We start from the raw sequence: 26534 nt of genomic DNA on the forward strand, positions 1-26534 counted from the left end.
TTGAACCCGAGCGCCTAGAGCGGGAGCCCGCCGGAGCCTTTGAGATCCCGCATGACGATGGTCGACGAAAGCTTCGCGAGGCCGGGCAGCGCGGCGAGGCGCTCGTCATAGAGCCGCTGATAGCCCGGGAGGTCCTCGGCGACGCACTTGAGGAGATAGTCGGGATCGCCGAAGAGCCGATATGCCTCGACGACCTGCGGCTCCGCGACGACCGCGGCCTCGAAGGCCTGAATCGCCTCGCGTGACGTTTCGCGGAGGGTCGCGAAGACCATCGTCCCGAAGCCGAGGCCCACCTTCGCGGGATCGACCTCGGCGCGATATCCCCGGATGACCCCCTCGGACTCGAGGTCCTTGAGCCGACGATGGCACGGAGCGAGCGTGAGACCGACCTTCGAGGCCAGGGCGGTCGCGGTCATCCGGCCGTCCGACTGGAGGATGCGCAAGATACTGCGGTCGAGGTTGTCGATCATGGGTAGAATCTACTCCTGAGACACTCCCGCAAGCGAGAATTGGTGAGCACCTTGTGCGAGAAAATCCCTACTCTTGCTTCATGGATCTCACACCGTTCCTGGGCTTCGCGGCCGTCTCCCTCACCCTCGTCCTGACGCCGGGCGCCGACTGGGCCTACACGATCGCGGCCGGGATTCGCGGCGGCTCTGCGGCGCCCTCGGTCGCGGGGCTGTGTGCGGGCTATCTCGGTCACACCGCGCTCGTCGCGACCGGGCTCGGGGTCCTCCTCGCTGCGCGGCCCGAGCTCGTCGCGTGGCTCGCGGTCGCCGGAGCGGTGTACCTCCTGTGGCTCGGGACGACGACGGCGCGCGGCTGGCGCGCGGCGGGCTACCGCACCGACTGCGGGACGGCGGGCATGCGATCAACGAACCCGCTCAGGGACTTCCTCCGAGGAGCCGGAACGAGCGGCATCAATCCCAAGGGCTTCCTCCTGTTCCTCGCGGTCATGCCGCAGTTCGTCCGGGCGGGCTCAGCCGTGCCCGTCCCGCTGCAGACCGCGGCCATGGGCCTCACGCACGTGGCGATCTCCGTCGTCGTCTACGGGCTTGTCGCCGTCGCGGCGCGGCGCCTGCTCAGTGCCACGCCGCGCCGGGCGCAGTTCGTGACGCTCGCGAGCGGAATCATCATGCTCGGCTTCGGCGGCGTGCTCCTGGCCGAACAGGCGGCGGCGCTCATGGGCCACGCGTAGGGCGAGAAGTGGCCTCGCGTCGCGATGGGCGGATGCGCGGCTACATCTCGCCGAACGCCTGGCCGAATCGCTCGCCCGGCTACTCCCCCGTAGTCGCCGACGCCGCAGCCTTCGCCGCGGCCGGGAGGGCGTCGACGACGCGGGCCATCGCGGCGTCGTCGTGCGCCGCGGACAGGAACCATGCCTCGAAGACGCTCGGCGGGAGGTAGACGCCGGAATCGAGCATCGAGTGGAAGAACGGCCCGTAGCGGAACGCCTCCTGCGCCTGCGCGTCGGCGTAGTTGCGCACGCCGCGCTCCGACGTCCCGAACGCGACCGAGAACAGGTTGCCCGCGCGCTGGATCGAGTGATCGACGCCCTCAGCCGCGAGGGCCTGGGAAAGGGCCGCGGAGAGCTCTGCCGAGCGCGCGTCGATGTGCGCGTACACCTCGGGGGTCGCGAGCGAGAGCGTCGCAACGCCAGCCGCCATCGCGACGGGGTTACCCGAGAGCGTTCCAGCCTGGTACACAGGTCCGAGCGGGGCGAGGAATTCCATCACCTCGGCGCGCCCGCCGAGAGCGGCAACCGGCATGCCGCCGCCGATCACCTTGCCGAAAGTGAAGAGATCCGGGGCCCAGCCCTCGGCCTGCCCCGTGAGGCCCCAGTACCCCGCGGGCCCCACGCGGAATCCGGTCAGCACCTCGTCGACGATGAGGAGCGCGCCATTCTGGGCGGTGATCCGCCGGAGGCCCGCATTGAAGCCGTCAGCCGGGGTCACGACGCCCATGTTCGCGGGCGCAGCCTCCGTGATGACGGCCGCGATGCGAGAGCCGAGCTCGGCGAACGCGGCTTCGACGGCGTCGAGATCGTTGTAGGGGAGCACGAGCGTCTCCGCCGCCGTCGCCGCGGTGACGCCGGCGGAACCTGGCAGGGCCAGGGTCGCGACGCCGGAGCCGGCCGCCGCGAGAAGCCCGTCGACGTGCCCGTGATAGCAGCCCGCGAACTTCACGACAAGGTCGCGGCCGGTGTAGCCGCGCGCGAGGCGGATCGCCGTCATGGTCGCCTCGGTGCCCGTCGACACCATGCGGAGGCGCTCGACGGCGGGAACACGCCCGACGACGAGCTCGGCGAGCGCCGCTTCGTCCGGCGTGGACGCGCCGAAGGAGAGACCGCGGTCGACGGCGGCATGGACGGCGGCGAGCACCTCAGGGACGGCGTGGCCGAGCAGGGCGGGACCCCACGAACACACGAGATCGACGTACTCCCGACCGTCCGCGTCCGTGACGTGCGGACCCTTCGCGGAGACGATGAAGCGCGGCGTCCCGCCGACCGAGCCGAAGGCCCGAACGGGCGAGTTCACGCCTCCGGGCATGAGCGAGCGGGCACGGGCGTAGAGGTCCTCGGACGTGGTCATGGCCCCCATTCTCCCATCCGAAACCAACGGCAATTGTCGGGAAAGGCAGGGTCAACGGCGGTCTCACCCTGCTCAACCCGACAATTGCCGATGCTCAGGCGAGCATGTCCGCGACGAGCGGCGCGACCTTCGTCCCGAGGAGCTCGATGCTGTGCATCATCGCGTCGTGCGGGAGAGTTCCGCTCGAGTATTTGAGGTCGAAGCGCTCGGTGCCGAGCACCTTGTGGGTGTCCGCGATCTTGCGCGCCACGGTCTCGGGGGCGCCGACGTAGAGCGCGCCGTTCCGCGACGCCTGGGCGTTGAACTCGGTCCTGCTCCCGGGGCCCCACCCGCGTTCCGCGCCGATGCGGTTGCGCATCGCCAGCCAATGCGGGAACAGCTGCTCGCGGGCCTGCTCGTCGCTGTCCGCGATGTGGCCTGGCGAGTGTGTTGCGAGCTGGGTGTACGGCTTGTCGAACTTCTCGAGCGAGCGCTTGTAGAGCTCGATGAACGGCGCGAAGCGCGCGGGCTCGCCGCCGATGATCGCGAAGCTGACCGGGTACCCGTAGTGGGCCGCCCGGACGACGGACTGCGGAGTGCCGCCGACGCCGATCCACGTGTCGAGGAGCCCGTCCTCGAGATGCGGATACGCCGTGAGGCCCTGGATCGGTCCGCGCGTGCGGCCCTCCCAGTGCACCGGCTGCTGCGAGCGCACACGGTCGAAGAGCTCGAGCTTCTCCTCGAAGAGAATCTCGTAGTCCTCGAGGTCGAAGCCGAAGAGGGGGAAAGACTCGATGAACGAGCCGCGCCCAAGGATGACTTCGGCGCGTCCGTTGGAGACGGCGTCGAGCGTTGAGAAGCGCTGGAAGACGCGCACGGGGTCGTCGGAGGAAAGCACCGTGACCGCGGAGGCGAGGCGGATGTTCCGCGTCTCGGCAGCGACGGCCGCGAGGAGCACCTCTGGCGCGGAGACGGCAAAGTCCTTGCGGTGATGCTCGCCGACTCCGAACGCGTGGAGACCGACGGCGTCCGCGAGCTTTCCTTCGTCGACGACCTCGCGGATCACTTGGGCGTGCGGCTTCGGCTGCCCGTCTGGCCCGAGGCCGACATCGCCGAATGTATTGACTCCCAGGAGGACCTTGGATTCGCTCTCTTCATGCATATGCATTGAAACCGCCTCCTCGGCCCGATCATTCCCGAAAACGGCCTACGCCTCCCGGAGCCACCGCGCGATCTCCGGCGCCCAGTACGTGAGCACCATGTTGGCGCCCGCGCGACGAATGCCGAGGACCGACTCAAGGATCGCCGCCTTGCGGTCGATCCAGCCGTTCGCGGCGGCCGCTTCGATCATCGCGTACTCCCCCGAGATCTGGTAGGCCGCGACAGGCACGGGGCTCATCGCCGCGACATCCGCGAGGATATCGAGGTAGCTCATGGCCGGCTTGACCATGACCATGTCCGCGCCCTCCTCGAGATCGAGCTCGACCTCGAGGAGCGCCTCGCGCCGATTCGCGGCATCCATCTGGTACGTGCGCCGATCCCCCTTGAGCTGGGAATCCACCGCTTCCCGGAAGGGCCCGTAGAACGCGGACGCATACTTGGCGGCATACGCGAGCACAGAGACGTCCTGGCGGCCCGCCGTATCAAGGGCCTGGCGGATGACCGCGACCTGGCCGTCCATCATGCCGCTCGGCCCCAGGACGTGGGCCCCGGCCTCCGCCTGGGCGACGGCCATCTGCGCGTAGATCTCGAGCGTCGCGTCGTTGTCGACGCGGCCCTGTGCGTCGAGCACGCCGCAGTGCCCGTGATCGGTGAACTCGTCGAGGCACACGTCGCTCATGACGACGAGCGAGTCCCCCACCTCGGCGCGAACGTCCCGGATCGCGGCATTGAGGACGCCGTCGGGATCGAGGGACGCCGAGCCGACGGCGTCGCGCTCCTCGGGGACGCCGAACAGCATGATGCCCCCGAGCCCGAGCTCGGCGGCCTCGGCCGCGGCGCGCTTGAGGGTCTCGGTCGTGTGCTGGACGACGCCGGGCATCGACTGGATCGGGGCGGGCTCGCTCAGGCCCTCGCGGATGAACGCGGGGAGGATGAGCTCCGCCGGGTGAAGGCGATGCTCGGCGACGAGGCGGCGCAGTGCAGGCGTCTGGCGCAGGCGGCGCGGGCGGTGGTGCGGGAAGCTCATGGGGTGTCCTAGGGGCGGGTGGGCGGGATCAACTGGGCGGCGGGACGGGAGATCGGGGCGGGATCAGTTGGGCGGCGGGACAGAAGGCCGGGGCGGCCGTAAGAGTGCCTCGACGACGGCGTCGACGATGCCCTCGGGGGTCGGCCTGGTCGCGGTCGCCGCGACGTCGACGCCGAGCGATCGGAGTTCGGCGGCCGTCGGCTGGCCGATCGCGACGAGTCGCGTGGCGTCGAGCGGTCGAAGGGTCTCGCAGATGCGCTGCGCCGCGCTCGGCGAGGCCGCGACGACCGCGTCGATACGCCCGGCTGCCAGCTCGCCCTGCGCTTCGTCCGGGGAGAGGGCGACGGCGGGACTGGGCTCAGCTGCAAGTCTGGGCTCGGTGCCGACGGCGAGTTCGGCCGTGAGCCGCCGGGCGGGATCCGCTGGATAGTCGACCGTCTCGTAGGCGGTCACGACGTCGACGTCCCAGCCCCGCTCGACGAGTCCGTCGGACAGGGTTGGGGCGGCAAGGCTGCTCTGCGGGATCAGGACCCGCACGGCACCGGCACCGTCGGCCCCGGCCGCGCCGCCGTCGTCGGCATAGGCCCACAGCTCGACAAGGCCCTCAGCGGACTGCTTCCCCTCGGGTGCAAGATCGACGCGCAGGCCCTCGGACTCGAGCACGCGGCCCGAACTGGGGCCGATCGTCGCGATCCGAACCCCCTCGGGGACGAGCGAGCGGAGCGAATCGCCCCGCTCTGCGGCGAACTGCTTGAGCGCGCGCACGGTCGTGATGCTGCTGACAACGAGCCACGCGTAGTCGCCCGCTGCGAGCCGCGCTAGCGCAGCCTCAAGGGTGCCCGCATCGCGGGCCGACTCGAAGTCGATGAGAGGGAGGAGGAGCGGCTCGGCGCCCGCTGCGGCGAGCGCCGAGGCCATCGCTCCGGCACGGTCAGGGCTGCGGGTCAGGAGCACGCGCCGGCCGGCAAGGGGCCGCCCGTAGCCAGGACCGCGGCCCACGCTCACGCGCCCAGGTCCGCGAAGTCCGCGGCGCCCTGGGCGAGCAGTTCCTCGGCCAGTTCGATCCCGAGAAGATGTGCGCCGACCTCGGTCAGTCCGTCCGTTGCCCTGCTGAGCCTGAGGCTTCGTGTCCCGTCGAGCGAGCACACGACCGCGTCGAGGTACAGCAGGCTCCCCTTGCGACGCGCGAAGGCGCCGACGGGTGCCGCGCATCCGGCCTCGAGCCGGGCGAGCAGCGCGCGCTCGGCGCCCACCGCGAGGCGCGTGTCGGCGTCGTCGATTGCGGCGAGAGACTGGGCGAGCACGCCCTGCACCGCGCCCTCGACGAGCGCCCCGTTCTCGCGGACCGGCGCGTCGTCGGCGCGGCATTCGACGGCGAGCGCCCCTTGGCCGGGCGCGGGCAGCATGACCTCGGGCTCGAAGTATTCGCTCACGACCTCCGTGCGGCCGAGGCGTACGAGGCCCGCGGCGGCGAGGACAACTGCATCAAGCACGGCACTGGGGTCGCCCGGAGCGCCCTCAGCGTTCCCCGGGAGCCCGGGAACGCGACCGAGACGCGTGTCGACATTGCCGCGGATGTCCACGACCTCGATATCGGGCCGCGCAGCACGCAGCTGTGCCGCGCGACGCGGAGAGCCCGTCCCAACCCTCGCCCCGGCGGGCAGCTGAGCCAGCGTGAGGCCGTCGCGTGCGCACAGGACGTCGCGGGCGTCGGCCCGAGCCGGGATGGCGCCCAGTGCGAGACCGGGAGTCCCCGCCGTCGGCAGGTCCTTGAGCGAGTGGATCGCGACGTCGCAGCGGTCCGCGAGGAGGGCTTCCCGGAGCGCCGCGACGAAGACGCCGGTGCCCCCGAGCTGGGCGAGCGAGCCGGTCCGGACGTCGCCCTCGGTCTTGATCCGCACGAGTTCGACGTCGAAGCCGCCGACCGCGGCGAGCCTGTCCGCGACCTGCTGCGTCTGGGTGAGGGCGAGCGCGCTCCCGCGCGTCCCGATGCGCACGCTCACGTCAGGCCCCGCTCGCCGAGGCCGTCGAGGAGTCCGAGACGGTCGAGACGCCCGAGGCGTACGGATCGTGGCCGGATCCAATCGCTGTGCCCGCTTCAGCAATCGCGGGCTTGGCACCGCGGAAGTTCTCGCAGTCCCCCGCCGGAACGACGTCGTACCACGGGCCGAGCTCGGTCACGTGGGGACGGTCGGCGATATGGTGTGCGCCCCGCCAGCCCTCGGGAAGCCGCTCCGACACGAGGTCGACGAGTCCGGAGACGAAGATCGGGTGCGTGCCAGGGGTCGGTACGCGGACGGCCTCGATGCCGAGCTCCATGCACGTCTCGAGGGCCTCGGTGTCGAGGTCCCACGCGACCTCCATGTGGTCGCTCACGAAGCCAAGCGGCACGATGACGACGCCCTTGACGGCAGATTCCTTGCCGTCCCCGGCCGCGATCGACGCGAGATGGTCGTTGATGTCGGGCTCAAGCCACGGCACGTGGGGCGCCCCGGAACGGGACTGGTAGACGAGGTCCCATGCGAGGTCAGGAGCCACAGCCCCCATGATCGCGCGCGCGTTCGCGAGGTGCTGCGCGACGTAGGCCGAGCCGCCCTCGAACTCGCGAGGCTCGCCCGCGGCACGTCCGGCGGCCTCGGCGTCGCGGGTCGGGATCGAGTGGGTCGAGAAGAGGACCCGAATCTCGCGGTCGCGCGAGCCGTCCGCCGCACCAAGGGCCTCGCGCACTCGGGCGAGCCCCGCCGTCGCCCCTTCGACGAACGGCGCGACGAATCCCGGGTGGTCGAAGTACTGGCGCACCTTGTCGACTTCGAGGCGGCCTGCGAGGCCCGTCTCCGCGAGCGCCATGCCGATATCCTCGCGATACTGGCGGCAGCTCGAGTAGCACGTGTAGGCGCTCGTCGTGAGCATGAGGAGGCGGCGGTGGCCGGCGTCGTACAGACGCTCGAGCGTCTCGGGGATGTACGGGTCCCAGTTGCGGTTGCCCCAGTAGACGGGCAGGTCGATGCCGCGCGCGGCGAGCTCGGCCTCGAGCGCTGCCTTGAGCGCGCGGTTCTGCGCGTTGATGGGGCTCACGCCGCCGAACGCACGGTAGTGGTGACTCACCTCTTCGAGGCGCTCGTCGGGGATGCCGCGACCGCGCGTGACGTTGCGGAGGAACGGGATGACGTCGTCCTGGCCCTCAGGCCCGCCGAATGAGGCGAGCAGGATCGCGTCGTACTCCTTGGGCGCGAGGCGCCCACCCTCCGTGACGGGGTTGACGTCCGTGCTCACTGGCATTCCCTCCGGGAGGCCGGCGGCCGACGTCACGCGAGGACCTCGACGACCTCGGCCGCCGAGATGCGCCGGCCGGTGTGGAACGGGACTTCCTCGCGCACGTGGTTGCGCGCATCGGTGTAGCGCAGGTGTCGCATCATGTCGACGAGATCGGTGAGCTCGGGCGCCTCGAGCGCAAGGATCCACTCCCAGTCGCCGAGCGCGAACGCGGAGACGGTGTTCGAGATGACCTGCGGGAAGTCGCGGCCGAGCATGCCGTGCTCGCGGAGCATGCGCGAGCGTTCTTCGGCCGGCAGGATGTACCACTCGTACGAGCGGACGAACGGGTAGACCGTGAGCCACGTGCTCGGCTCGACCCCGCGCGAGAACGCGGGCGTGTGGCTCTTGGCGAACTCAGCCTCGCGGTGGACGCCCATCGCGTTCCACGTCTGCTCGGTGGCGGCGAAAAGCTCGCTGCGGCGGATGTCGCGGACGGCCTGCTGGAGTTCCTCGGGCTTGGGACCGTGGACCCACACCATGACGTCGGCGCCCGCGCGCAGGCCCGAGACGTCGTAGAGTCCGCGGACCGTGACGCCCTTCTCGCCGAGGCGGGCCACGAGGGACTCGAAGTCCGAGACGGCGCTCGCTGCCGGGGCGTCGCTGCCCGGGACACGGCCGAAGACGCTCCAGAGGGTGAAGAACTGCGGCTCGGTGGACTCTGAGGCGGGGCCGCCCTCCGTCACCGTTTTGGTGACAGATTCGTCAAAAGTGTGGCTCATGGCTCCAGTGTGCTCCTTCGGTCGAGGCAAAATCGAATTGGGAATCTCTACGGAACGTAGAAACGGCGTGGAAGTGATGAACGTCACGCAGGGCCGGCCACGAGGCGGCTCGCCTGCCCTCGCGCGTCGGGGACGACTGACGCGAGGCCATTGCCGGCAGCCCAGCCCCCCACGACGGCCAGCCCCGGCTGTTCGGCCACGCGGCGTCGAATCTCTGCAACACGCTCCCGGTGGCCCACGGCCGCGAACGGGAGGCTCCCCTCCCACCGCACAACGTCCCAGCCGAGCACGTCTTCGAACGTGATCTCCACGGTGAGAAGCGCTGAGGCGTCCGCGAGCGCGGCACGGAAGAGCTCGTCGTCGGTCTCGGGCCCCGTCTCAGGCGCGGTGGAATGCACATCGGCCGCCCGGCCATACGAGAGCCGCAGGACATGCGTTCCGCGCCCGGCTTCGTCGGCGAGCCAGGCCCATTTGGACGTCGCGTGGGTGAGGGCCTTGGCTTCGACTCCGGCCACCTGCGGGGCTACCAGCACGCCTGTGCCACGCGGCCGCGCGTCGAGCTCTGGCTTGTCCAGCACGAGCGTGACGAGCTTGACCTCGGGCCCGGGCACGGGCTCGTGGCCGCCGAGCTCGGGGACGGCGTCCGAAAGCAGCTCGACGGCGGCTGGGCCGCCGAGAGCGACGACCACAAGGTCGGCGTCGTGGGACGTGCGCTCGGGCGCGCCCTCCGAGCCGGGAAGGGCCGCCTGCACGGTGCCGACCCGCCAGCCGCCTCCCACGCGGTCGAGGCGCTCGGCACGTTCCCCGTTCACGAGCTCGACGCCGTCATAGGCGAGACGCTCGACGAGCGCCGTGACGAGCCGATGCATGCCCCCGCGCAGCCCGGCGACGGCCGATCCCGCCTTCGCCCCGCCCGTCGAACGGGCTCGCTGGGCGGCCACGGCCGCGGCGAGCGAGCCGCGCTCGGCCATGAGCGCGCGCAGGCCGGGGGCGACCATGTCGATGTCGAGGAGCGCGGGGTCCGCCGAGTGGACGCCCCCGACGACGGGCGTCACGAGCCGTCCGAGAACGCGGCGCCCCATGCGGGCCCGCACGACGTCGGCAACGCTCGCCTCCGCGCGCTGCACGGGCACCGGGAGGAGGCGATCGAGCGACGCGCGGAGCGACCCCCACAGTCCGAGGACCGAACGGACCTCGGGGTCCCACGGGTTCGACGGAATCCCGAGCACGCCCGCTTTGGGAAGCTCCTCGGCGCCCGCCGGGAGCTGGACCCACGCGCCGGACGGATCCGGCGCGACGATGTCGTCCCCGAGCCCGAGCTCCTCGAGGAGATCCCGGACGCCGTCCGTGCGCGTCGCGAACGACTCGGCTCCGCTGTCGAGCGCGAGTCCCGCAACCTCGTGGACACCGAGGCAGCCTCCCCACCTTTCGCTCGACTCGAGGACGGTGACGGCGAGCCCCGCGCGGCGCAGCTCGAGCGCGGCGCACAGGCCCGAGATGCCGCCGCCGACGACGACGGCGCGCCGTCCGCCAAGTGCGTCTCCGCCGCCGTGTGGTCCTGAGGTCATCGACGTCGCCTAGATCGAGTGGACAAGCTCGACAAGCCGCGTGAGCACGCCGGGATCGGTCTCGGGCGGAACGCCGTGGCCGAGGTTGACGACATGGCCGGGCGCAGACGCCCCCTGCCGGACAATCTCGCGAACGTGGCTTTCGAGGACGTTCCACGGCGCCGCGAGGAGCGCGGGATCGATGTTGCCCTGGAGGACGACCCGCCCACCGAGCCTTCGGTTCGCCTCCTGGATCGGCAGGCGATAGTCGACGCCGACTGCGTCGACGCCGACCTCATACATCGCGCCGAGAAGCTCCGATGTCCCGGTCCCGAAGTGGACGAGCGGAGCGCCGAGGTCTCGAACGTGGTCGAGTGCTCGGGACGAATAGGGGGCCGCGGACCGTCGGTAGTCCTCAAGGCCGAGCGAGCCGGCCCACGAGTCGAAAAGCTGGCCGGCCGACGCACCGGCGTCGATCTGTGCGCGCAGGAAGCGGCCAGACGCGTCGGCCGTCCATTCCATGAGCGCCTGCCAGGTCGCGGGGTCGCCGTGCATCAAGGTGCGGGGACCGAGGTGGTCGCGCGAGGGGCGCCCCTCGACCATGTACGCCGCGACCGTGAACGGCGCGCCCGCGAAGCCGATGAGCGGCGTCGTGCCGAGCTCCGCGACGGTGAGGCTCACGGCTTCGCGAATGGGGGCAAAGATGGAGTCGTCGATACGCGGAAGCGCCGCAACATCCTGAGGCGTTCGAATGGGCTTCTCGAGCACAGGACCGACGCCCGGGACGATGTCCACGCCGATGCCGGCGAGCTTGAGCGGAATGACGATGTCCGAGAAGAAGATGCCCGCGTCGACACCGTGCCGGCGCACTGGCTGGAGCGTGATCTCGGCCGCGAGCTCTGGCTTGAGGCAGGCTTCGAGCATGCCGTAGCCCTCGCGGGCCTCGCGGTATTCGGGCAGCGACCTGCCGGCCTGCCGCATGAACCAGACAGGATGCTGGTTCGGACGCCCCCCGCGATAGGCGGTGATGAGTGGAGACTGCGCCGTCCGGCCGTCCTTGAGGGGGTGGTCAGGGCTGAGGGTCATACGGCGATTGTCTCAGAGCGGGCAAGCCTCGATACTGACAGCCTGTCACGTTCGGCGCCCCGACGCGGGCGCGGAAGCTCCGTGTTCTACATCGGATCGAAAAGCTATGATGGACGGGCTGTGGTTGTTTTCTCGATGGTGGCGACTCACGCCGATCTGAACCTTGAAACCGTTGCTCTCCTGAGCAACGGTGCTGCCACTGTGGCCTCGTCCGCCTCCCACTCCGCCACGGTTTCCGGCACCGTGGTCCTCGCGACGTGCAATCGCTTCGAGATCTACGCCGAGGCGCCCGCGCCCGAGGACCTCGAGGCGGCGCGTTCTGCGGTCGTGGCCGAGATCAGCCAGCGAAGCGGCCTCCCCGAGCGGACCGTGTCGGACGCGTTCCGCACGCACGAAGGCGCCGACGTCGCGCGACATCTCTTCGCGGTGAGCTCGGGACTCGACTCCGCCGTCGTCGGCGAACGGGAGATCGCGGGCCAAGTGCGCCGCGCGCTCATTTCGGCCCAGGAAGACGGCACGGCAAGCCCGCCGCTCGTGCGCCTCTTCCAGGCGGCCTCCCGCACCGCGAAGGACGTCGCGACGCAGACCGCGCTCGGCAGCCGCGGCCTCTCGATCGTCTCCGTCGCCCTCGATCTCGCGGCCGACCTCGCCGACGACCCCGACTGGTCCTCAAAGCGTGCCGTCCTCTTCGGAACAGGCGCGTACGCGGGTGCGACCATGGCCCTCCTGCGCGAGCGCGGGTGCCTGAGCGTCGACGTCTATTCGTCGTCGGGCCGCGCAGAGGAGTTTGCGGCCGCGCGCGGCGGCGTCGCCCTCTCGGGGGAACAGCTCCCCGAAGCGATCGCCGACGCCGACATCCTCATCGGATGCAGCGGGTCGACGACGCCGATGGAGGCCGTCGAGCTCGCAGCCATCCGCTCCGAGTCGCCGCGACAGCTCATCGTCATCGACCTCGCCCTGACGCACGATTTCGACCCCGCCGTCGGCTCGCTCGACGGCATCGAGCTCGTGACGCTCGAGTCGGTCCGTCTCGCGGCCCCGCAAGAGCAGGCGGAGGCCCTCATCGAGGCGAGCAGGATCGTCGGCGCGGCGGCGGCCGACTTCGAGGCGCAGCGGCAGGCCCGCCAGGCAGACGCCGCGATCGTCGCGCTCCGCCGCCACACGATGGCCGTCCTCGACTCCGAGATCGAGAAGGTCCGGGCGCGCCACGGCTGCACGGCCGCCGCGGAAGAAGTCGAGTTCGCGATGCGGCGCATGGTCAAACAGCTCCTCCACACCCCGACTGTTCGCGCGCGCGAGCTCGCGGCCCAGGGCCGCGAGGCCGAATACCTCGCGGCGCTCGACGCGCTCTACGGCATCAGCATCGACCTGCCGTCCGTCGTCGCGGATGCCCTCGGCGATGAGGCCTCCGGCGATGAGGCCCCGAGCGAGGTCGGCGCGGCAGAGGACTGCCCGGTCGACCACTCCCGCGCGGGCTGAGGTCTCGCCGTCCCGCCGCGGGGCGGATAATGTATCCCCCACATCCGCATGAATGGGGGGAAGGCCGTGGGCGCTCGCGCCTCGACATCGCTGAGATCGCGTCGCGGCGTTGCGCTGCGCATCTGGAGGATTGCCGCTCTCGCGGGCTCCGCCGTCGTCCTCCTCACGGGGTGCATTCCGCTCCTGCCCGCCGTGATCCACGCAAGGCCCAGTGCGCCGTCGTCCGCCGAGGCATCGGCGCCGAGCGCATCCGCCTCGCCCACTCCCAACCACGGAGGCTACGCCTCGCCGCAGCGCTCGGTGTCCGAGCTCGAGCGCATCGTCACCGCGATCCACGGCGCGGACGGCACACCCCTGCGGCTCGTCAACGGGGACGAAGAGAGCGCGTCGTACTGGAGCGGGACCCTCTACGCCCCTCTTGACCAGTTCCGGCCTTCCGCGTGCGAAACGCTCCTGAAGCACACGCTCGTCCCGGTCTCGCCCGTCTCGAGGTCCGGCGCGTCAGGCGAGGAGGGCAGCTGGACCTTCGTCTCCGTTGTCACCGACCCCGAACGGTCCTACTCTCAGGCGCTCCGCGAGCTCACGGAGTTCGTGCGGACGTGCCCGCGCCACGACGTCGTCGTCAACGGAAATCGGGCCAAGCTCGAGTTCACCTCGGTCCCGCCGCCGAAGAGCCTCGCGAGCCGCACGGTCGGCTTCGTCGGGACCATCAGGCCGCAGAACGGGCGGGTGTTCCGGATCATGAAGCTCATGGCGTACGGCCAAGGCCTCATGATCAGCGTCACGCGCGAGCTCGGCGACGCGGATCCCAGCCTGGACACCCGCGCCGAAGACGCCCTTGCCGCGCTCGGCGACTCCGCGTTCCTCGCCGCGGGCCCCGAGTCCTCCCCCACGCCGCTCGCGCCCGCAGGGCAGCCGACGACCGGCCAGAAGGCCCTGTGGCTGAGGAATCAGTAGGTCGGCTTGTCCGGCTCGATCTCGCGCACCCAAGCCAGCACGCCGCCCTCGAGGTGGCTGACCGCCGTGAAGCCGGCGGCCTCCGCCGCGGCGAGCACATTGGCGGAGCGCGCGCCTGACTTGCAGTGGAACACGACGCTCCGGTCGCGGGGTAGCTCGCCCCAGGCCTCACCCGAGAGCAGCCGCCCCTGCGGGATGAGCCGAGACCCGGGGATGCTCACCATCGCGTGCTCGCCGGGCTCCCGGACGTCGATGAGCTCGAAATCGGCCTGGCCGGCGTCGCGTGCGCGGAGCATGTCGGCGAGCTCGCGCGCCGTGACCGTGCGCCCCGCGGGGGCAGGCGCGGCGGGTGCGACGCCGCAGAAGGCCTCGTAGTCGACGAGTTCGGTGATCGGCTCGGCGTCCGGCGCCGTGGACACCTTCAGCTCGCGCCAGGTCGCGCTCAGCGCGTCGTACAGCTGGACTCGCCCGAGCAACGTGCGGCCGACGCCGGTGATGAGCTTGACGGCCTCCGTCACCATGGACGCGCCGATCGACGCGCACAGCATGCCGTACACGCCGCCCTCGCCGCACGACGGCACGGAACCAGCCGGAGGCGCTTCGGGGTACAGGTCGCGGTACGTCGGGCCGTGCTTCTCCCAGAACACGCTCACCTGGCCGTCGAAACGGAAGATGGAACCCCACACGTACGGCTTGCCGAGGATCGCCGCGGCATCGTTGACGAGGTAGCGCGTCGCGAAGTTGTCGGTCCCGTCGAGGATGAGGTCGTAGCCCGCGAAGATCTCGAGCGCGTTGGACGCGTCGAGGTACACCTCGTGGAGCCGGACGTCGACGAGCGGATTGAGCTCCCGGATCGCGTCCCGCGCCGAGTGTGCCTTGGGGCGCCCGACGTCAGCGACCCCGTGGATGACCTGCCGTTGGAGATTGCTCAGCTCGACGGCGTCGTCGTCGACGATGCCCAGGGTTCCGACGCCCGCGGCCGCAAGATACAGGAGCGCGGGCGAGCCGAGGCCGCCGGCGCCGATCACGAGGACCTTCGCATTCTTGAGCCGCCGCTGCCCGAGATCGCCGATCTCAGGGATGATGACGTGCCGCGAGTAGCGCTGCACCTCGTCCGGCGTGAGCGGCTCGCCGGGCTCCACAAGCGGCGGAAGCAGGGTCGGAACGGAAATGGGGGACATGACTCCAGCGTATTCCCCGCGTGCCGTCAATGCCGCAGTCCATGTGACCCGCGGGTAGAGTATGACTACCGGCGGGTCCGTGTGGGGCCAGCTGGCGGGAGAAAGGTGGAGCTGTGAGCACCGAACCTCGTGCGGCGGCCACGCGGTCCCCGCGCCTTCCCCGAGACGAACGGCGGGCCCAGCTCCTCAACGCCGCGCTCGAAGTCTTCGCAGCCAACGGGTATCACGGCGCCGCAATGGACGACATCGCCGAGACGGCGCAAGTCTCGAAGCCCGTGCTCTATCAGCATTTCCCCTCGAAACGCGACCTCTACCTCGCGCTCCTCGACAGCCACCTCGCGTCCCTCGCCGAGCTCATGGACGCGGCGCTCGGCTCGACGACGGACAACCGCGAGCGCGTGCGCGCCGTCATGCGCGCGTACTACGAGTTCATCGCGAAGGACGACAAAGCCCATCGCCTCGTCTTCGAGTCCGATCTCGTCAACGACCCTGACGTCGCGTCCCGGCTCGAGAAGTTCAACAAGGGCTTCGCCGAGGCCATCGCGCGCGTCATCGCAGCGGACACGAAGCTGCCGATGATCGAGGCCCAGCTGCTCGGGCGCGGCCTTGCGGGCATGGCCCAGGTGAGCGCCCGATACTGGCTCGAGACCTCAGGGAATCTGCCGATCGACGCCGCGAGCGATCTCGTCTCCCGTTTGGCTTGGCGCGGAATCTCTCGATTCCCCAAAGAGGCCTAAGGTACACATAGAGAGTCGCTCCGAGGCACGTGCCGCGGGCGCGCTTGTCATCACGCAGCAAAGGGAGACCCACGTGGAAATCAAGATCGGTATCCAGAACGTCGGCCGCGAGATCGTGCTCGAGTCCTCGCAGGACGCCGAAGTGATCGCGAAGCTCGTCGCCGAGGCGATCGCCGGTCAGAAGGAACTGCGACTCGAAGACGAGAAGGGTCGCCAGGTCATCGTCCCCGCCGGCGTGATCGGATACGTCGAGCTCGGCGTGCAAGAGCAGCGCCGCGTGGGCTTCGGCGCACTCTGACAGGGGGCGACGTGGAGACCGTCTGGTCGCTCGTCATCGACATCATCGTCACCGGCGGCTTGGGCTTCGCGCTCTGGGCCGCCGATCGCCGCCACGGCAAGTACGGCATCATGCTGCCCGTCGCGCTCGGCGTCGTCGTCGCGTGCGTTGTGTGGATCGTGCTCGTCTCCGCAGGGACGGGCTACATGTCCGGGCTCATCTGGATGCCGTGGGTGCTTCCCATGGCCCTCGGCGTCGCCGCATCGTTCGTGCTCACGAAGTTCGTCGAACGATCGCGCGAGAAGCGCGACATCGCCGACCTCAACAAACTGCTCAAGGGCTGACCGAGTCCGGATACCTCTCCGGCTCCGGCACGGCGTCGAGCGCCGCGGCGTGAAGGCTCACGCGGTGCGCGGCCTCGACGTCCTTCTCCGTGACTGCTCCCCCGGCGTCGTGCGTGCTGAACCGCACGTAGACGCGGCGATAGCGCCAGTCCAGGTCGGGATGGTGGACGAGCTCCTCGGCCACGTCGCCGACCGCAGCGATGAAGGCGAGCGCGCCCGCCGCGCTCGGCAGCTTGTAGACCGTCACGAGCCCGCCGAGGCGGTGCCGCCAGTCAGGGAGCTTCTGGAGCTCCTCCGCGAGCCGCGTTTCATCGAGCACCTCGAGTTCGCCCATGGTTCGAGCCTAGGCCGATCCCGGCGGCGCCGTCACGGGCGGGGGTGGCCTCAGTGGGCTAGACAATTCTTTCGGTCCACGTAGACCGATGCGCCCGAGAGGCGTCAGTGGCCTGCCACTCGACGTAGCGTCGAATCATGAACGCACCTCATGCGGGCAGGCGGGGGATCATCTTCCTCACGGGATTCGCGCCCTTCGCGATCCTCTGGCCCTTGGCGGGCCCCAGCTGGGCGCTCGGAGCGGGAATCCTGGCGGTCGGTCTCGTTGTCCTGCTTCGTCGCCTGAAGCCGCGGAAGCCCAAATAACGACCTCAGGATGCCCGTCCCGGCTAGAGGAACTGCGCCCGCCCCTCCAGGGGGCTCGAGGCGAGCGCGTGGTCGCGCCTCGGGATGCGCCCGGCCTTCGACGCGAGACGGCCGGCAGCGACGGCGTGGCGGAAGGCGGCCGCCATCCGCACGGGATCCTGGGCGCGGGTGACGGCGGACGCGAGGAGCACTGCGTCGCAGCCGAGCTCCATCGCGAGTGCGGCGTCCGAGGCGGTGCCGATCCCCGCGTCGAGGACCACGGGCACCTCGGCCCGCGCGACGATGAGCTCGATGTTGTGCGGGTTGAGGATCCCGAGTCCCGTCCCGATCGGGGCGCCGAGCGGCATGACGGCGACGGCGCCGAGCTGCTCGAGCCGGCGCGCGAGCACGGGGTCGTCGTTCGTGTACGCGAAGACCTTGAAGCCGCGCCCCACGAGCTGCTCGGTCGCGTCGGCAAGCTCGATCGGGTCGGGCAGGAGGGTCGTCTCGTCCGCGATGACTTCGAGCTTGACCCAGTCCGTCTCGAGCGCCTCCCGCGCGAGCTCGGCGGTGAGCACCGCGTCGCGCGCCGTGAAGCAGCCCGCGGTGTTCGGCAGAATGCGGATCCCCTTGTCGACGAGCAGCTGAAACAGCGAGCCCTGCTCGGCCGGCGAGAAGCGGCGCATCGCAACGGTCGTGAGCTCGGTGCCCGAGGCCTCGAGGGCATCGCCGAGCCCGTCGAGGCTGGGCGCCCCGCCGGTGCCCATGATGAGCCGCGAGCCCAGCTCGACGCCGTCGACGACGAACGGATCGTCGGCGAGAAGCGGTTCGCGCCCCACGGCGCCAGCCGCGGTATCGGTCCGGATATCCACATCAGCCTCCTTGCATGGCTGTCACGAGCTCGACGGCGTCGCCCGCCGCGAGCGGGGTGGCGGCCCAGCGGGCGCGGGGTACCACCTCCGAATTGAGGGCGACGGCGACACCCAGGCGCCCGCCGTCGGCCGGCCGCCCGTCGGCGCCGATCTCGCGGCCGGTCGTCGCCGCGACGAGATCGAGCACGGTCGAGCCGGGCGCGAAGTCTCGGGGCTCGCCGTTGACGCTCACGGTGAGCGTCGTGGTCGAGGAATTCATGCTGTCCTCCCGTAGGAAGCGTGGGTCTCGTGCGGAATCCGGGCGAAGCGGTCCGGGCGGAATGCGTCCCAGCGTTCTTCGGTGCGGCCGTCGAGCAGTTCGACGCAGATCCGTGCGGCGGCGGGCGTCAGCAGGACTCCGTGGCGGAAGAAGCCCGTCGCGACGATGAGGCCCGGGACGTGACCGCCGTCGTCCGCCGCCCCTGCCGGGCCGAAGCCTGCGGCGACTCGTCCGAGGAGCGGCGCGTTGTCGGGGGTGCCGGGGCGGGCCCGGGCGGTCGTCTCGTACAGCTCGAGCTCGGCGACGGCCGGGACGAGGGCCTGTGCATCGCGCAAAAGCTCGTAGACGCCGCCCGCGGACACGGCATCCGAGCCGTCCTCGCGCTGCGTCGCGCCGATCACGAGCGTCCCGTCCTCACGCGGCACGAGATAGACGGGCTTGCCCCGCACGAGGCCGCGCACCGTCGCCGTCACGAGCGGACGCAGGCTCTCGGGCACGCGCAGCCGCAGGATGTCGCCGTACACGGGCCGCAGCGGGAGCGGGACAGGAAGCCCCGCGAGATCTCGGGCACCGATCGCGTTCGCGACGATCGTCTCCCCCGCGCGCACTTCGCGTCCGTCGTCGAGCAGGACGCCCACCACGCGGGCATCTCCCGCTCCGCCCGCCCAGACGAGGGCCTGGGCCCGGCGCCGCACGATGCGGTCCTCGCCGAGGCGGCCCAGAATCGCCGCGACGAGGCGGCGCGGGTCGACCTGGTGGTCTGCCGAGATCTCGAATGCCCCCGCGATCGCCGGCGCGAGCATCGGCTCAAGCGACCGGGCTTCGCGGACCGTGAGCGCCCGGACACCGAGCCCGTGGGCCTCTTGGACCGCTCGGAGGTCCGCGAGCGCCTGGCGATCAGCGGCGTCGCCCGCGACGCACAGCGTCGGCGTGCTCTGATAGCCGGTCTCCGCTCCGAGCGAGCCGGCGAATCCGGGCCACAGCCGCGCCGACTCGAGCGTGAGGCCGAGCAGGTCCTCTTCCTGGTAGTGGTACTCGCTCACGGCGGCGAGCATGCCGGCCGCCGCGAAGCTCGCGCCCGTGCCCGGCGCGGGGTCGACGACGACGACGCTCCGCCCCGACCGTGCGGCCTCCCATGCGATCCCGAGACCCACGACGCCGCCGCCGACGACGGCGACGTCGGCTTGCACCGTGGGGGGCACCGCCTCGCGTCCGTCCATGAATTCGCTGTCCTTCCCTACGCCGGCACAACCCGGATCAGGTTCTCACGGTCGGCACGAAGCCCTCTCAGCCCGACTCATGGTGCGCCCTCCGCCGCTGAAGGCGGGGATCGGAAGGGGTGTCACACTCGCGGGCTCCCGCAGTACTGAGGACTAGTCTAGTTGCCATGCAATTGCTCGACGCCCAGCTTTACGTGTGCACCGACGCCCGGACTGACCGCGGCGACTTCGCGGCCTTCGTGGACGCGGCGTTCTCCGGCGGCGTCGACATCATCCAGCTCCGCGACAAGCAGATCGAAGCGGCCGAGGAACTCGAGCTCCTCGAGGTGCTGCGCGAGACGGCCGAGCGTCATGGGAAGCTGTGGGCCGTCAACGACCGAGCCGACATCGCCCTGCTCTCCGGCGCACCCGTGTTCCACGTGGGGCAGAAGGACCTTCCCCTGCTCGCCGTGCGCCGCGTCCTCGGCGACTCGGTCGCCGTCGGGCTTTCGACCCACTCACCTGAGCAGGTCGACGCCGCGCTCGCCGCCGCTGCTCCCGGCTCCGCACCCGACGGCGCCGCGGGCCTTTCGTACTTCTGCACCGGGCCGCTGTGGGCCACCCCGACGAAGCCGGGACGGACGCCGGTCGGCCTCGGCCTCGTCGAGTATGCGGCACGCCGCACGGCAGAGGCCGTCGACGGGGGCGCGCCCACGCTCCCGTGGTTCGCGATCGGCGGGATCGACCACTCGAACGTCGGTGCGGTCGTCGACGCTGGGGCGAGCCGCGTCGTCGTCGTCCGCGCCGTCACGGACGCCGACGATCCCGCGGACGCCGCCGCCCGGCTCCGCGGGCAGCTGCCGGCCCTCGCTCGCGGCGCGGCGCACGCATGACCGTCGTCGCGTACCAGGGCGAGCCCGGTGCGAACTCGCATATGGCCGCCCTCGAAGCGTTCCCGAGCGCCGACGCGCTCGCGTGCGCAACCTTCGAGGACGCGTTCGCTGCCGTCGACGGCGGCGAGGCGGACTACGCCATGATCCCGATCGACAACACGGTCGCGGGGCGCGTCGCGGACATCCATCTCCTGCTCCCGACGACATCGCTCCAGATCATCGGCGAGCACTTCCTGCGGATCCGCTTCAGCCTCATGGGCATTCCGGGCGCGAGCATCGAGGGAGCGCGCGAGGTTCACAGCCACGTGCACGCGCTCGCGCAGTGCCGTGGATTCATCCGGGCCCACGGACTCACCCCCGTCGTGGCCGGAGACACCGCGGGTTCCGCGCGCGAGGTCTCGGAGTGGGGCGACCCGACGAAGCTCTCGATTGCCCCGCCGCTCGCGGCGGAGCGCTACGGCCTCGAAGTGCTCGCGTCGGACATCGAGGACCACAGGCACAACACGACGCGCTTCGTGATCCTCGCTCCTCCGAGGCCGTACCCCGAGGCGGGCAGCGAGCCCTTCGTGACGAGCTTCGTGTTCCGGGTCAAGAACATCCCGGCAGCGCTCTACAAGGCGCTCGGCGGCTTCGCGACGAACGGCGTCAACATGACCCGGCTCGAGAGCTACATGGTGGACGGCAAGTTCGCCGCGACGATGTTCATGGTCGACGTCGAGGGCCATCCCGACGAGCCCCCGCTCGCGCGGGCCCTAGAGGAGCTCGCGTTCTTCTCGACCGAGCTGCGCATCCTCGGCGTGTTCCCTGCCCACCCGCGCCGGTTCGGCCAGGACGCGCTCTAGCCGTTCAGGGGTCAGGTCCGGTGGGTGTCCCACCCACGGGACGCGCCCCCCACCGGCTCCCAGCCTTCGCAGACCGGGACCAGGCCCCTCGCCGGCATGGGCCCTGAACTCGTAAGACTTGCGTTGTCGGCCCTCGGGTCTAGGCTGACGCTCGTGGGCCAATCACACTTTGTCCCGAAGCCGGCGAGAGCCGCGACCGCGCAGTCCGACGCAGGACGCGCGGCCATCGTGGCTGCGTTCGCCGCGCTCCGCGAAGAGTTCCAGCTCGCATCGGAGTACCCCTCGGCGGCCCTCGCCGACGCCGAGGCCGCCATCGCCTCCCTTCGGCTGCCCGACGCCGACGAGACCCACGTCGACTTCGTCACGATCGATCCGCCCGCATCGACCGACCTCGACCAAGCCCTCCACCTCGAACGCGACGGCGCCGGCTATCGAGTGCGCTACGCGATCGCGGACGTCCCAGCCTTCGTGCGGCCCGACGGCGAGCTCGACGCCGAAACGCGGCGCCGCGGTCAGACCATCTACGCCGCCGACGAGAAGGTCCCGCTCCATCCGCGCGACATCACCGACGACGCCGGGAGCCTCCTCGCGGACACCGTGCGCGGGGCGTTCGTCTGGGACTTCCGGCTCGGCGCGGACGGCGAGGTCACCGACGTCGACCTCAGGCGGGCCCGGGTCCGGAGCCGGGCGAAGCTCAACTACGCCGACGTGCAGGCCCAGATCGACGCGGGAACCGCCGTCGAACCCCTCATGCTGCTCAAGGAGGTAGGGCTCAAGCGCGTGGCCCTCGAAAGAGCGCGCGGCGGGGCCAGCCTCAATCTCCCCGAGCAGGAAGTCGTTCCCACGGACGACGGCGGCTACCGCATCGAGGCGGCCGCGCAGCGCCCGGTGGAGGACTGGAACGCGCAGATCTCGCTCATGACCGGCATGGCGGCGGCGAAGCTCATGATGGACGGCGGCGTCGGGATCCTCCGCACCATGCCGCCTCCGGACGAGAAGTCGCTGCGGCACTTCCGCCGGCAGACGCACGCGCTCGGCCGCCCCTGGGACGGAGACGTTCCGTACGGCGAGTACCTTCGCACGCTCGACGCCTCCGATCCGCAGCACCTCGCGATCCTGCACGCGGCAGCCGCGCTCTTCCGCGGCGCGACCTACACGCCGTTCGACGGCGTGCTCCCGGACAATCCCGTCCAGGCGGCGATCGCCGCGCCCTACGCCCACACGACGGCGCCGCTGCGGAGGCTCGTCGACCGCTTCGTCCTCGTGCTCTGCGACGCTCTCGCGAACGACGGCGACGTACCCGCCTGGGCCCGCAACGCGTTGCCCGCCCTCCCGGGCCTCATGGCCGCATCGGATCACTTGGCCGCCCAAGTCGAGCGCGCGTCGCTCGACCTCGTCGAAGCAGCGCTGCTCGTCAACTGTGTCGGCCAGGAGTATGACGCCGTCGTGGTCTCCGGCTCGAAGCCTGCAGCGAGCGACGACGGCGCGGGTCCGGGCAACGGGTCTGGCTCCAGCAACGGCAACGGCAACGGCAACAGGCGACCCTCCCAACCGCTCGACCGCATCGCGAGCTCGCAGAACGGCGGCCGTCCCCAAGGCGGCGGCAAGCCGTTCGGCACCGTGCAGCTCTCCGATCCGCCGGTCACGGCGCGCTGCGAGGGCGAGATGGAGTCCGGAACCACCGTGCGCGTGCGGCTCGTGACCGCCGACATCCTGAAGCGGCTCGTGCTGTTCGAGCGCGTATAGGGTCGGCTGCGCGCGAGCTCCCCGGTTCCTCCGGTCCGCCGCACTCCGCCAGCTCGCCCCCCGCCCTTACGGCTTACCCCCTGCCTCACCAGGGATCCGCCGATTCGCCGCAACTCCGCCGGCTCGCACCCCCTCCCTTACGGCTTACCCCCTGCCTCACCAGGGATCCGCCGATTCGCCGCAACTCCGCCGGCTCGCACCCCCTCCCTTACGGCTTACCCCCTGCCTCACCAGGGATCCGCCGATTCGCCGCTAGTCAGCCGGTTCGCCCGGTGTCCGCCGGCTACAGCCCCCGCCTCTTTGGCTGATCCCCGTCGTCGACGGCATTCCGGCTCCTCGGCTCCCGAGCATCACGCCGAGCGATACCGACGCGACCTGTCAAAGGCCGCGCTGATCAGAGCGTGGACACGTTCCGGTCGGGTGAGATCAGCCCACGTGATGCGCACGATCACCCATCCGTGGCCAACCAGTGCGTTCTCTCGCGCCCGTTCGCGCAGGAGGACCTGGTCAGTCGGCTCGTCGCCGACGTACTTCGAAAGGCCGTCGAATTCGAGGGCCACGCGCAGGTCTGGCCACGCGAAGTCAAGGCGGTAGACGGACCCTTCGACGAGGACCTCGAATTGCTGGACGGCACGTGGGATCGGCAGCGATTCCAGGAGCAACCGTGTCCGCGTCTCGCCCGCAGATTCGGACAGGGCGGTTGCCCGAGCCATGATCGCGCGGGCAGCGGCAACTCCGCGACGGTGGCGCGCACGATTCACCGCTTCGAGCAAGGATGCGTCGTCGACCGATCTCTGCCAGAGCGCGGACTCACACAGAATCATCGCCGGCTCGACCGGCAGGACCCTCAGGCAGTCGATCACCGTCTCAGCACTCTCCGTGCACGGCAACCCGTCAACGAGCCCAATGGTCGCGTCAGGCCGGTAGGTCTTGACCACATCCAGGGCATGATCGCGGCTAGACGACTTGAAGAGCTGGACAAGGTGAATCCGCCGTTCCGAGGTCCATACGCTGAAGCCGTGGAGCGCCGCGGCGCTCACGCCCGAGTAGCCGAACGCCCACGGCGATGACGGAGTGAAGCGCGACCACGCATGAGCCCGTATGCGAAGGAGGCGATCGTTTCGCTCACGGATCGCGACGTCATTCCCTTGAGGAACCAGCCCTCTCATCCCGAAGACCCCCCGCCGGATCTTCACGATGACCCCGTCGGCGACGAGATCGGGCACTGAATTCTCTCCCACACCTAACAGAGCGAGCTCTCGAGATGTGCAGAGCCCATGGGCGAAGCTCGGCCGAGGGCCAAGACGTGAGAGGTCAAGAGTTTTCATAAGGCGACTCTGACCTCCTTAGTAGAGTTCGCGCGCGCTCCTGGCGCTCCATGTGGATACGCGCCCGGAAGGGATCCTGTTGAGGAGCAGTGCAGTCGGGGACAGCCTTCCGCAGCATGCGCGGCACACCGATCATCCGCAGGTCCGCCGGTTTCCCGCAGGAGGGCCGTTCGCCGGATATAGAGGGGGTTATCGCCGGCGGAACGACAGCCAACCGGCGGAAATGCGGCCAACCGGCGGAAACACGACCGGGCCGCGAAACCGGCCGCCGCCAAAGCCGTGCGGACCACCACGAAGGCGCGTCGCCGTGTGTCGCGGACCACAATTCCCGGCTTTCCGCAAGCCCACGATATCCTTGAGTCGTTAATGGATGCCCGGTCGTCTTCGACGCGATCTGCTTTTTCACCTGCCAGCGCCCGCGCTGGCACCTTGATAGCCCGCGATCGGCTTCCACTGGACGGCCGTTGCGACCGGCTGCTCCGGACGCCTTGGGCGAATGCGAGTCCCTTGCCGCCCGCCCTGAGGACGTCTGTTGAGCGGCCAGTCCCGGCCCAGATGGAGAGGGACGCAGCCCCTTTGAACGAGGTTCACACTCAGGAACTGCTTCTGGACGATTCGGGCGAGGAGACGCTCGAAACGCAGGAGACCATTACCAACGACGCCCCCGTGCGCCAGGAAGCGCAGCAGACCTTCAGCGACTTCGGCGTCATTCCCGAGATCGCACAGTCGCTCGCCGATGCAGGGATCCTCCACCCGTTCCCGATCCAGTCGATGACGCTCGGCGTCGCGCTCGGCGGGCACGACATCATCGGCCAGGCCAAGACGGGCACGGGCAAGACGCTCGGCTTCGGCATCCCGACGCTCCAGCGCGCGATCGCACCCGACCACCCCGACTACGCAAAGCTCCCGGTGCCCGGCGCGCCGCAGGCCCTCATCATCGTCCCCACACGCGAGCTCGCACTCCAGGTCTCGAAGGATCTCCAGACGGCGAGCAAGCGCACGAACCTGCGCACCGAGGTCATCTACGGCGGCCGCGCGTACGAACCGCAGATCGAGGCGCTGCAGCGCGGCGTCGACGTCATTGTCGGAACGCCGGGCCGCCTGATCGACCTGCACCGCCAGCGCCACCTCAACCTCAAGAACGTGCGGATCGTGGTCCTCGACGAGGCGGACGAGATGCTCGACCTCGGCTTCCTGCCCGACGTCGAGACGCTGCTCGGCGCCGTCCCCGCAATCCGCCAGACGATGCTCTTCTCCGCGACCATGCCGGGCCCGGTCGTCGCGATGGCCCGCCGCTACATGAGCCGGCCCACGCACATCCGCGCGTCCGAGCCGGACGACGACTCGATCACGAAGAAGGACATCCGCCAGGTCATCTACCGTGCCCATCACCTCGACAAAGACGAGGTCGTGGCGCGCATCCTCCAGTCCGAGGGCCGCGGCCGGACGATCATCTTCACGAAGACCAAGCGCACCGCCGCGAAGCTCGCCGAGGAGCTCGTCGACCGCGGGTTCGCGGCAGCCGCCCTCCACGGCGACCTCGGCCAGGGCGCGCGCGAGCAGGCGCTCCGCGCGTTCCGCAACAACAAGGTCGACGTCCTCGTCGCGACCGATGTCGCGGCCCGCGGCATCGACGTCGAGGACGTCACGCATGTCATCAACTTCCAGTGCCCGGAGGACGAAAAGGCCTACCTGCACCGTGTCGGCCGCACCGGCCGCGCCGGCAACAAGGGCACGGCCGTGACGTTCGTCGACTGGGAGGACGTCCCCCGCTGGACGCTCATCAACAAGGCGCTCGGGCTCGACGTCCCGGAGCCGGTCGAAACGTACTCGTCGTCCGCGCACCTCTTCGCGGATCTGGACATCCCCCAGGGCACGAAGGGCCGTCTGCCCCGCCACAAGCGCGTGCTCGAGGGCGTCGAGGGTGAGGCGCTCGAGGACCTGGGCGGGCCGTCGAAGAAGCCGCGCCGCGGTGGCAAGGGCCGCGAGCGGCGGGGCGGCGAGGCCCGAGGCGGCTCGAAGCCTCGCGAGGCCGAGAAGGCCGGCGCCGCCGAGCAGCCCGCCGAGGGCGGGGCCAAGGTGGTGGCCGAACGCGCCGAGGGCGAGGGCAAGCACGGGCACGGCCACGGCCGCTCCGACCGCCAGGCACGCTCGCAGACCAGCGGCGAGGGCCGGCGTCGCAGGGGCAGCTCGAAGAAGGCCGAGCCGGAGCAGGCGCCGGCCGAGCAGGGCGCCGCTGCTCAGGCCGCGGCCGTCTTCCTCCAAGGTGACACCGAGGAGGGCGTGGACCGCGGCGTGCTGGCCGCGCGCCGCCGTCGTTCGCGGACCCGCCGCGTCGAAGGCGAAGTCGTGAGCCGCACGAACGCCGAATAGGCAT

27 protein-coding genes and 1 riboswitch are annotated in these 26534 nt (G+C 70.5%); of the genes, 11 read left to right on the plus strand and 16 right to left on the minus strand.

Annotation, left to right across the window (positions count from 1 at the left end):
- Window positions 1-14 precede the first annotated feature (14 nt).
- On the minus strand, window positions 15-470 hold the full coding sequence (locus RBS12_RS13435; protein WP_307966620.1) for an Lrp/AsnC family transcriptional regulator: 456 nt from the start codon (window positions 468-470) through the stop codon (window positions 15-17).
- Window positions 471-550: 80 nt separating this feature from the next.
- Here RBS12_RS13435 and RBS12_RS13440 point away from each other — a divergent pair, with 80 nt between their 5' ends.
- Entirely contained in the window at window positions 551-1198 is a 648-nt protein-coding gene (locus RBS12_RS13440) for a LysE family translocator (RefSeq protein ID WP_307966621.1), read from the plus strand.
- 79 nt (window positions 1199-1277) lie between these two features.
- Here the strand turns inward: RBS12_RS13440 and hemL are convergent, their stop codons facing one another.
- The 9 genes from hemL to hemE all read right to left on the minus strand — a co-directional run bounded on the left by hemL (window position 1278) and on the right by hemE (window position 11425).
- A complete protein-coding gene (gene hemL, locus RBS12_RS13445) occupies window positions 1278-2591 on the minus strand; it encodes a glutamate-1-semialdehyde 2,1-aminomutase (RefSeq protein ID WP_307966622.1) in 1314 nt (437 codons plus the stop codon).
- 94 nt (window positions 2592-2685) lie between these two features.
- Complete coding sequence (locus tag RBS12_RS13450; RefSeq protein WP_307966623.1) at window positions 2686-3738, minus strand: LLM class flavin-dependent oxidoreductase; 1053 nt, start codon at window positions 3736-3738, stop codon at window positions 2686-2688.
- 39 nt (window positions 3739-3777) lie between these two features.
- Complete coding sequence (gene hemB / locus RBS12_RS13455; protein ID WP_307966624.1) at window positions 3778-4758, minus strand: porphobilinogen synthase; 981 nt, start codon at window positions 4756-4758, stop codon at window positions 3778-3780.
- 63 nt (window positions 4759-4821) lie between these two features.
- Entirely contained in the window at window positions 4822-5757 is a 936-nt protein-coding gene (locus RBS12_RS13460; protein WP_307966625.1) for a uroporphyrinogen-III synthase, read from the minus strand.
- 2 nt (window positions 5758-5759) lie between these two features.
- A complete protein-coding gene (gene hemC, locus RBS12_RS13465; RefSeq protein ID WP_307966626.1) occupies window positions 5760-6761 on the minus strand; it encodes a hydroxymethylbilane synthase in 1002 nt (333 codons plus the stop codon).
- 1 nt (window position 6762) lies between these two features.
- Window positions 6763-8037 carry a ferrochelatase gene (locus RBS12_RS13470; RefSeq protein ID WP_307966675.1) on the minus strand — a complete coding sequence of 425 codons (1275 nt, stop codon included), beginning with the start codon at window positions 8035-8037 and terminating at the stop codon, window positions 6763-6765.
- A 26-nt stretch (window positions 8038-8063) separates the two neighbouring features.
- On the minus strand, window positions 8064-8792 hold the full coding sequence (hemQ, locus tag RBS12_RS13475; protein ID WP_307966628.1) for a hydrogen peroxide-dependent heme synthase: 729 nt from the start codon (window positions 8790-8792) through the stop codon (window positions 8064-8066).
- An 83-nt stretch (window positions 8793-8875) separates the two neighbouring features.
- Window positions 8876-10360 carry a protoporphyrinogen oxidase gene (gene hemG / locus RBS12_RS13480; RefSeq protein WP_307966629.1) on the minus strand — a complete coding sequence of 495 codons (1485 nt, stop codon included), beginning with the start codon at window positions 10358-10360 and terminating at the stop codon, window positions 8876-8878.
- Window positions 10361-10369: 9 nt separating this feature from the next.
- Complete coding sequence (gene hemE / locus RBS12_RS13485; RefSeq protein ID WP_307966630.1) at window positions 10370-11425, minus strand: uroporphyrinogen decarboxylase; 1056 nt, start codon at window positions 11423-11425, stop codon at window positions 10370-10372.
- Window positions 11426-11545: 120 nt separating this feature from the next.
- On the opposite strand from hemE, the gene RBS12_RS13490 reads away from it, so the two are divergent.
- The gene (locus RBS12_RS13490; protein WP_307966631.1) at window positions 11546-12904 is read left to right on the plus strand and encodes a glutamyl-tRNA reductase; all 1359 of its coding nucleotides are present in this window, start codon (window positions 11546-11548) and stop codon (window positions 12902-12904) included.
- 66 nt (window positions 12905-12970) lie between these two features.
- On the plus strand, window positions 12971-13861 hold the full coding sequence (locus tag RBS12_RS13495; protein WP_307966632.1) for a hypothetical protein: 891 nt from the start codon (window positions 12971-12973) through the stop codon (window positions 13859-13861).
- On the opposite strand, the gene moeB is transcribed toward RBS12_RS13495, so the two are convergent.
- Window positions 13855-15042, minus strand: a complete 1188-nt coding sequence (gene moeB, locus RBS12_RS13500) for a molybdopterin-synthase adenylyltransferase MoeB (RefSeq protein ID WP_307966633.1) — start codon at window positions 15040-15042, stop codon at window positions 13855-13857. The genes RBS12_RS13495 and moeB overlap by 7 nt on opposite strands.
- A 113-nt stretch (window positions 15043-15155) precedes the next feature.
- Here moeB and RBS12_RS13505 point away from each other — a divergent pair, with 113 nt between their 5' ends.
- From RBS12_RS13505 to RBS12_RS13515, 3 genes are all read left to right on the plus strand, one after another.
- Complete coding sequence (locus RBS12_RS13505; RefSeq protein WP_307966634.1) at window positions 15156-15779, plus strand: TetR/AcrR family transcriptional regulator; 624 nt, start codon at window positions 15156-15158, stop codon at window positions 15777-15779.
- A gap of 73 nt (window positions 15780-15852) precedes the next feature.
- Window positions 15853-16077 carry a DUF3107 domain-containing protein gene (locus tag RBS12_RS13510; protein ID WP_307966635.1) on the plus strand — a complete coding sequence of 75 codons (225 nt, stop codon included), beginning with the start codon at window positions 15853-15855 and terminating at the stop codon, window positions 16075-16077.
- A gap of 11 nt (window positions 16078-16088) precedes the next feature.
- Window positions 16089-16400, plus strand: a complete 312-nt coding sequence (locus tag RBS12_RS13515) for a hypothetical protein (RefSeq protein WP_307966636.1) — start codon at window positions 16089-16091, stop codon at window positions 16398-16400.
- Here the strand turns inward: RBS12_RS13515 and RBS12_RS13520 are convergent.
- Window positions 16390-16734, minus strand: coding sequence for a 4a-hydroxytetrahydrobiopterin dehydratase (locus tag RBS12_RS13520; protein ID WP_307966637.1), 345 nt, complete (start codon window positions 16732-16734; stop codon window positions 16390-16392). The two genes, RBS12_RS13515 and RBS12_RS13520, sit on opposite strands and share 11 nt — an antisense overlap.
- Window positions 16735-16871: 137 nt before the next feature.
- Between RBS12_RS13520 and RBS12_RS13525 the strand changes: the two genes are divergently transcribed.
- A complete protein-coding gene (locus RBS12_RS13525; RefSeq protein WP_307966638.1) occupies window positions 16872-17039 on the plus strand; it encodes a hypothetical protein in 168 nt (55 codons plus the stop codon).
- Window positions 17040-17062: 23 nt separating this feature from the next.
- Here RBS12_RS13525 and RBS12_RS13530 read toward each other — a convergent pair whose 3' ends face one another.
- The 3 genes from RBS12_RS13530 to thiO all read right to left on the minus strand — a co-directional run bounded on the left by RBS12_RS13530 (window position 17063) and on the right by thiO (window position 19369).
- On the minus strand, window positions 17063-17884 hold the full coding sequence (locus RBS12_RS13530) for a thiazole synthase (RefSeq protein WP_373886524.1): 822 nt from the start codon (window positions 17882-17884) through the stop codon (window positions 17063-17065).
- Between the two features lie 7 nt (window positions 17885-17891).
- A complete protein-coding gene (gene thiS, locus RBS12_RS13535; protein WP_307966639.1) occupies window positions 17892-18149 on the minus strand; it encodes a sulfur carrier protein ThiS in 258 nt (85 codons plus the stop codon).
- Entirely contained in the window at window positions 18146-19369 is a 1224-nt protein-coding gene (gene thiO, locus RBS12_RS13540; RefSeq protein WP_307966640.1) for a glycine oxidase ThiO, read from the minus strand. The genes thiS and thiO overlap by 4 nt, the downstream gene beginning before the upstream one ends.
- Window positions 19367-19521, minus strand: a riboswitch (TPP riboswitch). Its footprint overlaps the gene before it by 3 nt.
- Window positions 19522-19536: 15 nt before the next feature.
- Between thiO and thiE the strand changes: the two genes are divergently transcribed.
- From thiE to RBS12_RS13555, 3 genes are all read left to right on the plus strand, one after another.
- Window positions 19537-20241, plus strand: a complete 705-nt coding sequence (gene thiE, locus RBS12_RS13545) for a thiamine phosphate synthase (protein WP_307966641.1) — start codon at window positions 19537-19539, stop codon at window positions 20239-20241.
- Window positions 20238-21083, plus strand: a complete 846-nt coding sequence (locus RBS12_RS13550; protein WP_307966642.1) for a prephenate dehydratase — start codon at window positions 20238-20240, stop codon at window positions 21081-21083. The genes thiE and RBS12_RS13550 overlap by 4 nt, the downstream gene beginning before the upstream one ends.
- Window positions 21084-21311: 228 nt before the next feature.
- Complete coding sequence (locus RBS12_RS13555; RefSeq protein ID WP_307966677.1) at window positions 21312-22829, plus strand: RNB domain-containing ribonuclease; 1518 nt, start codon at window positions 21312-21314, stop codon at window positions 22827-22829.
- A gap of 350 nt (window positions 22830-23179) precedes the next feature.
- On the opposite strand, the gene RBS12_RS13560 is transcribed toward RBS12_RS13555, so the two are convergent.
- A complete protein-coding gene (locus RBS12_RS13560) occupies window positions 23180-23869 on the minus strand; it encodes a hypothetical protein (protein ID WP_307966643.1) in 690 nt (229 codons plus the stop codon).
- An 864-nt stretch (window positions 23870-24733) separates the two neighbouring features.
- Between RBS12_RS13560 and RBS12_RS13565 the strand changes: the two genes are divergently transcribed.
- Window positions 24734-26530, plus strand: a complete 1797-nt coding sequence (locus RBS12_RS13565) for a DEAD/DEAH box helicase (protein WP_307966644.1) — start codon at window positions 24734-24736, stop codon at window positions 26528-26530.
- Window positions 26531-26534: the final 4 nt, after the last annotated feature.

Origin of the sequence: Sinomonas sp. ASV322, from assembly GCF_030908245.1 — a bacterium.
GTDB lineage: Bacteria > Actinomycetota > Actinomycetes > Actinomycetales > Micrococcaceae > Sinomonas.

Excerpts from the sequence above, each read along its gene's own strand:
- hemQ (WP_307966628.1), bottom strand. The coding sequence starts at position 8,792 with ATGAGCCACACTTTTGACGAATCTGTCACCAAAACGGTGACGGAGGGC.
- thiE (WP_307966641.1), top strand. The coding sequence starts at position 19,537 with ATGCAATTGCTCGACGCCCAGCTTTACGTGTGCACCGACGCCCGGACT.
- hemG (WP_307966629.1), bottom strand. The coding sequence starts at position 10,360 with ATGACCTCAGGACCACACGGCGGCGGAGACGCACTTGGCGGACGGCGC.
- RBS12_RS13435 (WP_307966620.1), bottom strand. The coding sequence starts at position 470 with ATGATCGACAACCTCGACCGCAGTATCTTGCGCATCCTCCAGTCGGAC.
- RBS12_RS13450 (WP_307966623.1), bottom strand. The coding sequence starts at position 3,738 with ATGCATATGCATGAAGAGAGCGAATCCAAGGTCCTCCTGGGAGTCAAT.
- hemL (WP_307966622.1), bottom strand. The coding sequence starts at position 2,591 with ATGACCACGTCCGAGGACCTCTACGCCCGTGCCCGCTCGCTCATGCCC.
- RBS12_RS13470 (WP_307966675.1), bottom strand. The coding sequence starts at position 8,037 with ATGCCAGTGAGCACGGACGTCAACCCCGTCACGGAGGGTGGGCGCCTC.
- hemB (WP_307966624.1), bottom strand. The coding sequence starts at position 4,758 with ATGAGCTTCCCGCACCACCGCCCGCGCCGCCTGCGCCAGACGCCTGCA.
- thiO (WP_307966640.1), bottom strand. The coding sequence starts at position 19,369 with ATGGACGGACGCGAGGCGGTGCCCCCCACGGTGCAAGCCGACGTCGCC.
- moeB (WP_307966633.1), bottom strand. The coding sequence starts at position 15,042 with ATGTCCCCCATTTCCGTTCCGACCCTGCTTCCGCCGCTTGTGGAGCCC.
- hemE (WP_307966630.1), bottom strand. The coding sequence starts at position 11,425 with ATGACCCTCAGCCCTGACCACCCCCTCAAGGACGGCCGGACGGCGCAG.
- RBS12_RS13440 (WP_307966621.1), top strand. The coding sequence starts at position 551 with ATGGATCTCACACCGTTCCTGGGCTTCGCGGCCGTCTCCCTCACCCTC.
- thiS (WP_307966639.1), bottom strand. The coding sequence starts at position 18,149 with ATGAATTCCTCGACCACGACGCTCACCGTGAGCGTCAACGGCGAGCCC.
- RBS12_RS13520 (WP_307966637.1), bottom strand. The coding sequence starts at position 16,734 with ATGGGCGAACTCGAGGTGCTCGATGAAACGCGGCTCGCGGAGGAGCTC.
- RBS12_RS13550 (WP_307966642.1), top strand. The coding sequence starts at position 20,238 with ATGACCGTCGTCGCGTACCAGGGCGAGCCCGGTGCGAACTCGCATATG.
- RBS12_RS13525 (WP_307966638.1), top strand. The coding sequence starts at position 16,872 with ATGAACGCACCTCATGCGGGCAGGCGGGGGATCATCTTCCTCACGGGA.